Annotated in this window: 7 protein-coding genes; 3 read left to right on the forward strand and 4 right to left on the reverse strand. The window is 46.6% G+C overall.

The annotated features are described in order from the left end of the window. The first annotated feature begins 303 nt into the window (after window positions 1–303). The 3 genes from ACHEVO_RS07180 (at window position 304) to ACHEVO_RS07190 (ending at window position 4,486) form a co-directional block, all read left to right on the forward strand. Window positions 304–2,763, forward strand: coding sequence for a YgiQ family radical SAM protein (locus ACHEVO_RS07180; RefSeq protein ID WP_394124448.1), 2,460 nt, complete (start codon window positions 304–306; stop codon window positions 2,761–2,763). Window positions 2,764–3,092: 329 nt separating this feature from the next. After that, window positions 3,093–3,503 (forward strand): hypothetical protein, encoded by a 411-nt coding sequence (locus tag ACHEVO_RS07185; protein WP_134292608.1) that lies wholly within the window; start codon window positions 3,093–3,095, stop codon window positions 3,501–3,503. A 419-nt stretch (window positions 3,504–3,922) separates the two neighbouring features. After that, window positions 3,923–4,486 (forward strand): hypothetical protein, encoded by a 564-nt coding sequence (locus ACHEVO_RS07190; protein WP_394124449.1) that lies wholly within the window; start codon window positions 3,923–3,925, stop codon window positions 4,484–4,486. A gap of 148 nt (window positions 4,487–4,634) precedes the next feature. Here ACHEVO_RS07190 and ACHEVO_RS07195 read toward each other — a convergent pair whose 3' ends face one another. The 4 genes from ACHEVO_RS07195 to ACHEVO_RS07210 all read right to left on the reverse strand — a co-directional run bounded on the left by ACHEVO_RS07195 (window position 4,635) and on the right by ACHEVO_RS07210 (window position 13,169). Beyond that, the gene (locus tag ACHEVO_RS07195) at window positions 4,635–5,561 is read right to left on the reverse strand and encodes a hypothetical protein (RefSeq protein ID WP_394124450.1); all 927 of its coding nucleotides are present in this window, start codon (window positions 5,559–5,561) and stop codon (window positions 4,635–4,637) included. 65 nt (window positions 5,562–5,626) lie between these two features. After that, window positions 5,627–7,618, reverse strand: a complete 1,992-nt coding sequence (gene ligA, locus ACHEVO_RS07200; protein ID WP_394124728.1) for an NAD-dependent DNA ligase LigA — start codon at window positions 7,616–7,618, stop codon at window positions 5,627–5,629. 374 nt (window positions 7,619–7,992) lie between these two features. Continuing rightward, a complete protein-coding gene (locus tag ACHEVO_RS07205) occupies window positions 7,993–9,009 on the reverse strand; it encodes a cell division protein ZipA (RefSeq protein ID WP_394124451.1) in 1,017 nt (338 codons plus the stop codon). A 215-nt stretch (window positions 9,010–9,224) separates the two neighbouring features. Continuing rightward, window positions 9,225–13,169, reverse strand: coding sequence for an AAA family ATPase (locus ACHEVO_RS07210; RefSeq protein ID WP_394124452.1), 3,945 nt, complete (start codon window positions 13,167–13,169; stop codon window positions 9,225–9,227). Window positions 13,170–13,207: the final 38 nt, after the last annotated feature.

Below are 13,207 nucleotides of genomic sequence, written 5' to 3' on the forward strand. Positions count from 1 at the left end.
GAGAATGTAGCTATAAATTGAACTAGGGTAGAGAATGAATGTTGGAAGTAAGTTTGATTGAACTAATAATGTGACTGTTCTGTCTAGACTGTTTTTGCCATTATTTTGCTGTGCGGATAGCTTACTTTGCATGAGCAGTTTATCTCACGCTATCAATAACTTATCGGCAATCGTCCCTAATAGAATAGGTCGCATAGTGAAGGCGATTCATGTTAAAATGAGCGCTTTTAAATTCGCCTTTATTATCATTGGGTAATAAAGGCTGTATTTTTAGTGCCATTTTTCTAATTAACAGGTCCGCCCATGTCTGCCGATACCATCGCCCGCACTGCCTTTAAACAAGGCACCAAGCCACTTTATGATTATGACAAACACTGGGCGAGCTGCTACGAGCCGGCGCCTTATCTACCGATGAGCCGCAAAGAAATGGACGATTTGGGCTGGGATGCTTGTGACGTTATCATCATCTCAGGTGATGCCTATGTTGATCATCCAAGCTTTGGTATGGCCATCATCGGTCGCCTATTAGAGTCACAAGGCTTCCGTGTTGGTATCATCGCTCAGCCAGATTGGAAGAGCAAAGATGCCTTTATGGAATTGGGCAAACCTGTCTATGCGTACGGCGTGACCGCGGGCAACATGGACAGCATGATCAACCGCTATACCGCCGATCGCAAAATCCGTAGCGATGATGCTTACTCTCCAGGCAACGTGGCAAACAAACGCCCTGACCGCGCGGCTATCGTCTATAGCCAACGCTGCCGTGAAGCCTATCCCGATGTGCCTATTATCTTGGGCGGTATCGAAGGCAGTCTACGCCGTATCGCTCATTATGATTATTGGTCAGACAAAGTCCGCCGTAGTATCTTGCTGGATGCGCGTGCTGATGTCTTACTATATGGTAATGCTGAACGTGCGATCGTCGATGTGGTACATGGTCTGTCTAAAGGCTATAGCTTTGAGCAAATGAGTAAACTACGCGGTACGGCTTATTTATTGACCCCGACTCGTCGCCATTGGCAAGAAGATATGACCGAGGTCGCGAGTAACGATGTCGATACCGTCGGCCGTGTCGATCCAATCATCAATCCTTATGTGATGACCGAGGACGTTGATAGCTGTTCAATTGAGCAGAGCAAACCATCGGACTCACCTGTTGGCCAAGCTATGTCATCGATGTCATCACAGTATAAAGGCTTTGTCGCAGAACCAGTTGCCAATAAAGTTATTAACGCTGAACAAGTCGACGAAGAGACGCAAGTGGTACAAATGCGCGGCTTTGATAAGCCAATGACCGCACGTAAGCACAAGCTAAAAATGCCACCACGTGAAAAGACAGTGATTCGTCTGCCTGACTATGAGCATGTCAAATCTGACCCTGTACTTTATGCTCATGCAAGTCGTATCCTGCATCTAGAGACCAATCCAGGTAACGCCCGTGCGCTTGTACAGCGTCATAGCAGCGGTGCTGGTAACTCGCATACCTCTATCGACGTTTGGCTCAATCCACCACCAGTGCCACTCTCGACTGAAGAGATGGATTATGTGTTTGACTTGCCGTATGCACGCCTGCCGCATCCAAGCTATGGAGATGCGCGTATCCCTGCTTATGACATGATTAAGTTTTCGGTCAATATTATGCGCGGCTGTTTTGGTGGTTGTACTTTCTGCTCGATCACTGAGCACGAAGGCCGCATTATCCAGAGCCGTTCAGAAGACTCAATCTTGCGCGAAGTTGAAGCGATTCGCGATACCGCACCGAACTTTACTGGCGTGATATCTGACCTTGGTGGCCCGACTGCCAACATGTATCGCCTCAGCTGTAAAGACGAGACCATTGAGAAGAACTGCCGTAAGCCATCTTGTGTCTATCCTGATGTCTGTGAAAATTTGATTACCGATCATAGTAATTTGACCAAGCTATATCGCAAAGCCCGTGATATCAAAGGCGTGAAAAAAATCCTGATTGCTTCAGGCTTACGTTATGACTTGGCAGTAAAAGATCCTGAATATGTGAAAGAATTGGTCAGTCATCACGTCGGTGGTTACCTCAAGATTGCGCCTGAGCACTCTGAAGAAGGCGTGCTATCGAAGATGATGAAGCCGGGCATGGGCAGTTATGATCAATTCAAAGCCATGTTTGAGCAGTTCAGCCAAGAAGCAGGCAAAGAGCAATATCTGATTCCTTACTTCATCGCCGCCCATCCGGGTACCAAAGATGAAGATATGATGAACCTTGCGCTTTGGCTCAAAAGTAATGGCTACCGCGCTGACCAAGTACAGGCGTTTTATCCAAGCCCAATGGCTACCGCGACTACCATGTATCATACGCACAAAGATCCGCTACATAAGGTCAGCCGTGATGAAGGTGACATGGATATCGTCAAGTCTGGTAAGCAGCGCAAATTGCATAAAGCGTTCTTACGCTATCATGATCCAAAAAACTGGGTACTACTACGTAAAGCCTTACAAGACATGGGTCGTAGTGACTTAATTGGTAAAAACCGTGGTTGCTTGATTCCACCATTTAACGCCAGTTTAGAAGGGCGTGATGCGGCGCAAGATACTTATCAGTCAGCGCGCAAAAAGAATAGCCGTGTTGGCAATGACTCGGTGAAGCGCAGTAATGGCTCGTCAAACAGCAATGCGTCAGCTAAAGGTGCAGCAGGTAAAAATGCTGTCGGTAAAAACAGTAAGAAGAAAGTTAGCAAAGGCAGTTTCCAAACGCAGCATACTGGTCTGCCACCGCGTAAAACGAAGTAGTGTTCATAGCAAGTAGTGTTCATAGTATAAAAATACATGCTCAATCTAGAGCGTGTTAAGTAAAACAAAAAAGCGTCTATCAGCCACTCGGTGATAGGCGCTTTTTTATACGCTAATTTTATAATCGTACATTCAATAATTAACACTGTTTACTTTTCGCCCTGTCGCAAATTGCAAGTTACATTAGACAGCACTTGGGTAACGAAGCTAACAGGTAACGAACAATTTCTAACATTGAAATGGTTCGTTTTCGCTACTATAACCCTCATATGCTAAACGCATCATTAAGAACAAGTAAATGACAACAGTGAAAAGCTTTGGAGAGCACTATGAAAATGATAACTAAAATTGCGACTACCCTACCAGTCCTTGCCCTATTGAGCGCTTGTGCGACTACCGCACCAACTACTCCAGATGCAACTGATACGCCAGTTCCAGAAAAAGTAACCGCTGCCTATGATCGTATGGCACCAGCACCATACACCTGTACCGATGACAGCAAAATCATGGCAAAGCAATCTATCAATAAAGAACAAGTGATGCTCAACGCTACCTTACCAAAAGTAAAATGGGCTGAGCAGCCAATCATCCTAAATGGTAAAGTGAAAGGCGAAGTCGCAAGCTATGTAAATGATTCAAACCCAGAAGTCGTCTATGCATGGCACATGAAAGGTGACAAAGGTATCTTTGCGATGAAGTGGGCTGACGGTAAAGAATACCAAGTAAACTGCCAAATCTAATCAGTTAAAGATACGCTCATATCGTAATAGACAAAAAGCAGTCATTAAATAGTGGCTGCTTTTTCATGCGTGTTCGTTTGATGTTTTTATAAAAATGGCTATAAAAATCAGTATCAGATAGATAGTTGTACAGTCAGTTCAATATAATTTCGATACAAGGAAACCGAGTGCAAGTTATACATTAGTATGCTTAGCGAGGATAACGATGTAGCGGATTTATAGAGACCTGACTATACAGTTGATTCAATTCAAAAGTAGTACAAGGCAGCCGAGTGCAGATATAACTGTGATACTGCAAGCGAGGTTAACGCTGTCATTCTTTTATAGAGGATTGAACTATATCAAAAATTACCATCTGATGTGTTTCGCTAGAGAAGCACAAAGAAAGCTGTCAAAATAGCAGGTAGAGCAAATCAATCATGACCAACAATCAAAAGGGTAACTCGATGGCAAAGCGTCTGATAAGTATGATGGTAATTGCAACGGCAAGCATGTGGGCGCTGACGGGCTGCGATAACGCTACCGACTCTGTCGATGCCACTGAGCAAACTGCGGAGACAGCAGCAGATCCATCTGCACCAGCAGCCGACACCATCGACTGGTCACTGGTAGATAGCGGTGCAAAGCCTGCTGACCCTACCAACTATAAATATCCGTTTGCCATCGACAGTCAAAACGTCCGAGACTATGCAGATTACTTCAAAGTGGACGCTGCGACCGCTCAGCATAACCTGACAGTGAGCATGGCAAGTAACGAAGCGCTATCGAAAGCATTAGATCAGCTGAGCGAAACCTATGTCTCACATGAGCTAACCGATGGCAATGAGATGACGCTTATCATTCATACCACGCCTGACGTCGCTGCCAGTCGCTATGATTATGTGCTGTCTGATGACTTTGCCAAAGGGCTGGTACTACCTATCGTGATTCAGCCAGATGGTAAGAAAGGTGATGTGAAAGCGCATGGTGAGATGGCGGAGTAGAAGGCTAAGATATATCTCATCGTTATATATACGGCAAGGTTTTTATGCAGAAGTCTCGGGTAATGATTCAATTGGTTTTTTATAGCGTTTTTCAGATAAATTAAAGTAGTTTATTTCTCTAGGTGTGCTGAGCGCACCCTACGCTCCATCACTTGCGTCCGTCCATATTTAAGTCAGCATAACCATCGCCAAGCATACGTTTGGGCGCAATATATTCAAGTAGAAAATTTTCGGGGTTGTCAGTACCGCAGTTGGTATTGTGAACCATGATCTGATAAGTACCACCAATACAGTAGGTATGGTAATCCTCAACTTCAAGGTTATATACCGTCGTGGTATAAGGAATATAAGACTCTGTACCATCATCATGAGTGGTGACATTGTAGTTATCGCAGGAAATGTCCGCATATCGAAATGCACCGAAATATTCATTGATATCGTCCATATTAAACAATGTCCCTTTGCTTAAACCTTCCTCCATATCTTCAGTATCTTCTACAGCGTGAGCATAGTAAGGTGTGGCATGCATCCATGCCATATTACCGACCTGATCACTCTCGTACTGGTATAATGGTTTAGCAGCTATCACTGCATAATGATTGCCATTTTCGGGATTCACTAGTATATCCCCAAACGTTAGCTGATCTGCACGTCTCCATTCAGGTATATCAAACAACGCTAAATCCTCTGGCGGGCCAACGAGCGAACGATCTCGGTCAGTATGATATCCCTTACCCACGATCATAAAAGGGTGATTAGGCGTGACACCAACGTGTCTTGGTGTCATTGCATAATGGATATCCTCTATATCTCTTACATCTGTTAGAGCTTGGCGCGTGATGTCAATAAATCCAACGTACCATATCTCTTTGTCTTCAAATTTAAAGGCTTTGGTCACTCTTTTAAAGACAGGCTCTCCGATACCATTTTCAGGTGCTGATAGTACTTTGTCACCCACTTCGATATCTTGTATCGGTTTGTAGCTAAATCTATTTGGACCCTCTACTCTGACTGATGTTCCTTTAACAAAACAACCAATTTCGCGCTGGCTGGCCTCTTGTATTATTGTTTTCATAGCATCATCCAATGTTTGCAAGTGGTAGCTCCCAGCGCATCTATAAATCTCAGTTGAAGCTAAATCTACTCTCTAACCATAATCAAAAACTCGTCCTCACCCACCACTTTAACGCCGAGTTTTTCCGCTTTGGTCAATTTAGAGCCAGCCTTATCCCCTGCTAGTAGCGCAGTAGTTTTTGCAGAGATGCTGCCAGAGACTTTTGCACCCAACGCTTGTAGTTTGGCTTTGGCTTCATCACGTGCCATGCTATCGAGCGCGCCTGTGATGACCCACGTTTGCCCATCGAGTGGTAGCCCTTCTGATGCGATTTGCTCGACCTTATCCCAATGCACGCCAGCTTCAAGCAATGAATTAATCACTTCGATATTGTGCGGCGCATGGAAGAATTTATAAGTCAGCTCGGCAGTGATTTCTCCAACATCTGGGGTTTTTATCAAGGTCTCAATACTGGCTGCCATCAGACTATCTAAATCAGCAAACTGCTGAGCAAAGTTCTGCGCCGTACCTTCACCGACACCGCGGATGCCGAGTGCATAGATAAAGCGAGCCAATGTCGTGTGCTTGCTGGCTTCGATAGCATTGATGATATTCTGAACTGATTTTTCACCCAGTTTCTCAAAGGTGACCATCTCATCCGCATGATTGTGCAACTGATAGATATCAGCCACAGTCTTGACCAGACCGTGCTCAAAGAAGCTAATGAGCCAACTTGCGCCAAGTCCATCGATATCCATCGCACGGCGCGAGACAAAGTGAATAAGCGCTTCTTGCTGCTGTGCTGGACAAAACAATCCGCCCGTACAGCGTGCCAATGCTTCATCTTCTGGCAAGACGACAGGAGAGTCGCAGACAGGACAAGTCGAAGGTAGCGTGACTGGTGTAGAGTCTGCTGGGCGCTGTTCGTGCCAGACACGAGTGACTTTAGGGATAACATCGCCTGCCCGATGGACGCTGACCATATCGCCTGCGCGCACATCTAAACGCTGAATCTCACCAAAGTTATGCAATGTGACATTGCTGACAGTGACGCCGCCAACTTTGACAGGCTCAAGCTTACCGACTGGCGTAATTTGACCCGTACGTCCGACTTGCCACTCGATATCATTTAGACGTGTCATTACCGTTTCGGCAGGGAATTTATAGGCAGTTGCCCAGCGTGGCTCGCGTGATAAGTAGCCAAGTTGCTGCTGTAACGCAAGGCTGTTTACCTTAATTACCATGCCATCGATTTCAAACGGCAAACTGGCACGGCTCTCAATCACTGACTCATAATAGGTCTGCGCGGCGCGTGGATTTGCTACCACTTCTACGGCGCTGACCGTAAATCCAAGCTCGGTAAGCCATGCTAGCGCTCTTGACTGAGTGTCAATAGTATCTGGCAAACCTTGATTGACCGAATAGCCGTAGAATGCCAATGGACGACTAGCAGCAATGGTTGGATCTAGTTGACGTAAGCTACCAGCAGCGGCATTGCGCGGATTGGCAAAGGTTTTGCCCTCATTCTCTTCTGCCAGTCGATTAAGCCGCTCAAAGCCTGCCTTTGGCATCAATACTTCACCACGCACTTCTAACAGCTCAATATCAGCCGCATCGGCGATCCATAGTGGCAAATTGCGAATGGTTTTAGCATTTTGAGTAATATCTTCACCGGTCTGCCCATCACCGCGCGTAACCGCTTGGACAAATTTTCCATGCTCATACTTCAGTGAGACAGCCAGTCCATCTAGCTTTAGCTCCATCTCGTATTCAGGGTTTTGCTGCGAGTCGCTGAGACGGTCATTGACGCGGCGCATAAAATCGCGCAAATCATCATATTCAAAGACATTGCCCAGTGATAGCATCGGAATGTCATGAGTGACTTGGGTAAAGGCAGATAACGGCATATCACCGACTTGATTGATTGGGCTATCTGGCTGCACCAAATCTGGATATTCTTCTTCAATCTCAAGCAACGAGCGGCGTAATTGATCGTACTCGCTGTCTTCTAATATCGGATTATCGAGCACGTAATAGGCATAGTTATGCGTCTTAATCGCTTCAATAAGCGCACGCATTTTTGAGACAATCTCTACACTATTATCCGTACTACTATCGGTAGGACTGGGTATATTAGAGGTCGCAGGTGTTTGGTTTTCTACTTGAGCAGATAGGTTTTTAGAATTATTTGATGAGGTAGAGTCAGTCATAGTCGGCGTCTTTTTCGCAATTCAAGATGTCGATATGATAACAAGTTTGTAGGAAGCTCGGTATAGTCAATCCTATATAAATCAAATACTGTGTCAGGCTCGCTCAGTCTACTATCTATGGTTAGAATTTTGCAGAAACTATAGCCCAATAAAAAAGGCAAATAACGTTAATCGCTATTTACCCTTTTTATGATTTCTGCTATTAATCAGCTTTTGGCTTTCTTAGCTTAGCCTTCGCGCTGCTAGCCCTCATAATCACGAACTTGGTTACGCAGCTGCTGCTTGTATTCAGGCGTGATTGGTTCGTTCTCTTCATCAAGCATAATTGCATCAAGATCGCTTGCCATCATATAAGCAATGCTCATCATACTATCAAAGCTGCGTACGGCTTGTGGATGCGGCAATGACAAGAACACCACAACGCCGTTATAAGTGTTGGTCGCGACACTATGCGGATCAAATGGTGCGATACCGCTATCGGTGATACCCATCATGCTAAACCACAGCATACCCGTGCCATCTTTTTGCTCATAGCGATGGAACATATTCATCGCACCATAGCGTAGACCATATTTATCAATCAACGCTAGCAGGTCACGACCACGGATAATCGCCGCTGGACGGTCACGATATTGGTGCGGCAAGATGGTGATATTGATATTGTCTTTGGCATTAATCAATGGACCGTTTTGGGCATCATCGCCTGACTCTGATAGATGCTGATCCAGTATCGGGCTGTTGTCATCGAAGCTTGGCTCTTCTGCCGTATCAATGGTTGGCATCAGGCTATCGGTCGCTGACATGAGGCTAGAGAACGCATCAGGCTCTTGCTCGATATGCATCTGATCTGCGACTTCTACAAACTCAGCACTATCGGCACGGCGTTGCTCTTCTTGCCAGCGCGCGTAGTCCGCTTCATCGATGACGTCATGGTCGTCAGCTGCTACATGGTCACGCTCAGCCGTTAGTTGAGCGTCAACGTTGGTATGTGCTTGCGTCAATGGCTCTTCTTCAACCACAGCATCTAAGTAACTACGGTCAGGACCGATGCTCGTCTCGCCTGCGACCGTATCATCAAGGTCTGGCTGATCGACGATGTTGCGCTCGTGACGCGGTATGATGGGAATACCATTTTTATCATAACTGACCGCAGCAGCTTCGGTAGCACCGCGGCGCTTAAAGCTACGAATGACCATAAACAGCCCTGCGAGCACGATAAACGCGGCAATGGCAATCAATATAAACTGAATAACGGTCATGATAAATACATCCTAGTATATATAACAAAAGGGAATACACAAACGAGCATAAATGGCAATATTCTAGCATGGCTGACCTATATCGTCACCACATTGTGTACTTTATAACCAGTATGCTGGACTGAGGTCAAGCTTATTTGCATTTATGCCAATTGATTGATTATATTTGCATCGCGCTGATTCTCATAGCACTTTTAATGCCGGCTATTTCACGCTTAGCTCTCTACGTAGCGTGCGGCTTCATCGAGCGACACACTGACGAGTGTAGAAATGCCTGCACTTGGCATGGTAATACCCTTTAGCTCATCAGCAATTTGCATCGTCAGTTTATTATGGCTGATAAAAATAAACTGCAAATCATCTGCTAGCTCATGGATGAGACTGGTAAAGCGCGCAACGTTGGCATCATCAAGCGGTGCATCGACCTCGTCAAGTACACAGAACGGTGCAGGATGCTGCTTAAATATCGCAAAAATCAAACTCAATGCAGTAAGAGTTTTTTCACCGCCTGATAGTACCGCTAAGCGACTGTTGCGTTTGCCCTTCGGCTGCGCCATCAAGGTAAGCCCTGCCCGCCATTGCTCGGACTTTGGCGTATTGGCTGGCATCTCGTCAGTGTTCAACGTCAGGCTAGCTTGTCCACCGCCAAAGACTTTGGCAAATAAATTGGCAAGCTCATTGTTTACCGCATCAAGCGTCTGCATAAACAGTGTCTTGGTCGTCTCATCAATAGAGGCAATCGCTTCAGTCAATGTCTGCATACTGGCCGCGATATCTGCCGTCTGCTGTGCGAGCGGATCTAAGCGTTCGTTTACCTCGGCCAACTCTGCGACCGCTGCCAAATTCACTGGCCCAATCTTACTCAACTGCTGGGTCAACTTGGTGCGCTCGGACTCTAGCTCAGCGATTTTGTCTGGACGGACGCGGCGATCATGAGCGATAAAATCTGCTAGCAGGTTTGAGACGCTCATGCTTTGTTGAGGTTGCTCTGCTTGCGCTTTATATTTATGACTTACACGATAGTAGGCATCTAGAGCGCTCTGCGTGTGTGCGCTAGCATCCTCTAACCGTGCAGCGCTTAATGCCAGCTCAGTAGCATGACGGGCAAGCTCGCTTTGCTGCGTGTGTAATGTGTTTTGCAGTGTATCAAATGCTGTCTGCTGCTCAGCGTACGTTTGTTTTAGTGCTGTTAGCGCAGTATCACGCTCGTTCAATAGCACTTGCTGCTCATCGCGCGTTACCTGTGCAGACTGCAAAGCTGCTTGTAGATCTGGCAATTTGGCCTGCTGCTGATCGTGACGCGTCTGTAGACTTTGCTCATTCTCTAACGACTTATCATGTTGCTCAGTTGCACGAGCCAGACTGCTAACACTATGCTCCAAGCGCATCTCATACTGCTGAATACGCAGCTGCAGTGCTTGCCAAGCGTCATCATCAGCTTGACGCGCACGGTTTAGCTCGCTGCGCTCAGCTTGCAGTTGCTGAGTTGTCGCTCGTGCCTCTGCTATTTGCGGCGTTAGCGTGGCGATCTCGCTTTCAATGTGCTGTTGTTCTTGCTCAAGGGTTTGTTGCTCAAGCGCCAGTTCTTGCTTTTCTTGCTCAAGCGCTACTCTATCAGCGTTCAGGCGTTGGCTATCCGCTTGTAAACGCTCGGCGTTGGCTCGCTCGGTCGTCAGCTGCTGCTGGTATTTGTGCTTATCACGGGTTAACTGCTCAGCTTGCGCACGCGTTTCTTCCAAGCTAACCATCAACGCATCATAATCGCGCTGGTCTTTTGCAATAGATTTTTGCTGCTCTTGTATTTTGCTTTCAAACTCATCAAGTAGGGTTCCTAACGCTTGTAGACGCGTACGCTGTTGCAGACGCTGCGTGAGGAATTGGCTATTGCTATCGTTTTGCTCATCCTGTGCACCAGCGAATTTGCTTAAGTTAATCGTCCCATGACGACTGATCAGCCAACCATCTGCGGTAAGCACAATAGCGGACGGTGGTAATGACTTTAGTACATCAGTAAGTGTATCAATCTCATGCTGATGACTGGTCTCAAGCTGCGCCGTATATATATAGCACTGCTGCCATAGCGAGAGTAGCGGCTGAATAATCAACTGCGATAATGGCAATACTTTATCAATCAAACTATCTGGCAATTCGCTGACAAACTCTTGGTCGCTAATAGCACTTTGCACCGCGGGCAACCATAAGCTATGACCCGTCTCTACTAGAGTTTTATCTTTTGCACTGGCAGGCGTATTATGTACCGTTTGATAAGTCAGTAAATCTGCAATGTCATGCTCAAGCGCTTGCCATAAGTTATTAGCTTGTTGAGAAATGCCGTTAGCATTATTAATGTCTGATTGCTTGATTTGATTAGCTTGTTTGTTAGCAACCAGCACATGGCTGTCTAGCCATAATGTTAGGATATTATCGAGTAGCGGTGCATACTCCTGCCCTTTGGCACTTAGCTCAATCTGCTCACGTAGCGTTGCAATAGCTAACGGCTGATGATGTATGCCATCGTTATCTGCATTATCCGTCGCAGTAGTTTGGGTCTTTGCTGATTGCTGTTGTGTAGGTTTCGGATGCAATATCTGATGCAGGGTATCGTATTCGCCTGCCAGTAGCGCATGACGCTTTTCATCATTGCTCAACTCACTCTGTTGTGCGTTTAGTCTCTGTTGCAAGCTATTCGCTTGCGGTTGTATCTCGGACAAGCGTTCATCGACGGCATCGCGTTGACGCTCAACCTGCTGCAACTGTGTGCTTAGCTCAGTGACTTGCTGTTCTAGCACCTGACTGAGATCTTGCACCTTGTCCGTCTTACTCACATCAGTACTGTCAGATGCAGATGGCGCTATAGACTGCTGTAATTGCTGCCACAGGTTTTGCCAGTTTTGCTCGCGGCGTTGCCATTTATCATAGCTTTGCTGATGACGCTTTTGTGCTTGAGCGTTAATAGCTTGCTGCTGTTCAAGCGAACGGGCTTTATCTTGTAAGCGTGACAGATTGTTTTGCGCTTCATGCCACGCGCGCTGTAGTGGCTGCTCATTGCGCTTATAGTTATCGCGTTTATCTGTCAGCTCAGTCAGCTGCGGGCGTAACACTTCTAACGCTTGATTCTGTTCAGCTTGTTCAGCTTTTAGGCGTTCAATATCAGCGAGTGATTGCGCACGCTGCTGAGCCAAGCCAGACAGTTGCTGCTCGATAGTAGTCAGCTGTGACTTAGCATCGCTCAATTGATGTTCCGCCTGTTGATAGCCGAGCTGCTGCTGATAGTGAGCGCTTTGAGCATCGTCCTTGAGCCATTGCTCTTGATTGATACGAGCAGTGAGCTTGTCTTGCTGAGCTTTGAGCGTGTCGTAGTCAGCCTGTAGTGTGGACACCTCAGCAGCACTACGATCATGCGCTACTTTCTGCTGTTGATGCGTTTGCTTAGCCTGATATAGCTGCTGAATGGCGAGCTGCTGCTCGATATCAGCTAGTGTTAATGCCAACTCTTCGTAACGCTGCGCGCTCGCTGCCTGTTTAGACAGTGTTTTCTGCTGGCGTAATAATTCGCTTTGCATATCGTGCAGGCGCGCTAAATTGTCTTTTGTTTTCTCTAACTTCTTTTGTGTTTCTTCACGGCGAGCCTGATAGCGTGAGACGCCTGCTGCCTCTTCGATAAACTCACGCAGCTGTACGGGGCTAGACTCAACAATGCGCCCAATCATGCCTTGCTCAATCACCGCATAGCTACGTGCACCTAGCCCTGTACCTAAAAACACATCGACTACATCGCGACGACGACAACGCGTACCATTGATAAAATAATCTGAGCGGCCATCTTTATTTACCTGACGGCGAACCGATAGCTCTTGATACAAGTTAAACTCGTGGCGGATACCAGTCTGCTCATCTTGGGTATGCTCAAAGGTCAGCTCAACACTGGCGACGCTTTTGGCTGTCTTATCCTGCGTACCGGCAAAGATAACATCGCTCATCGCCCCGCCGCGTAACTGCTTGGCTGAGGTTTCGCCAAGCACCCAGCGAATGGCATCAATCACATTAGATTTGCCACAGCCGTTCGGCCCGACGATGGCGGTGATACCATGACGAAAAGTAAAAGTGGTTGGATTGGCAAAGGATTTGAAGCCTGCCAGCTTTAGAGATTTTAAACGCATGAAGAGTCAATAAACTTAGCAAAAACAGGCGGCTATTC

It is taken from the genome of Psychrobacter nivimaris, assembly GCF_043419765.1.
Taxonomy (GTDB): Bacteria; Pseudomonadota; Gammaproteobacteria; order Pseudomonadales; family Moraxellaceae; genus Psychrobacter.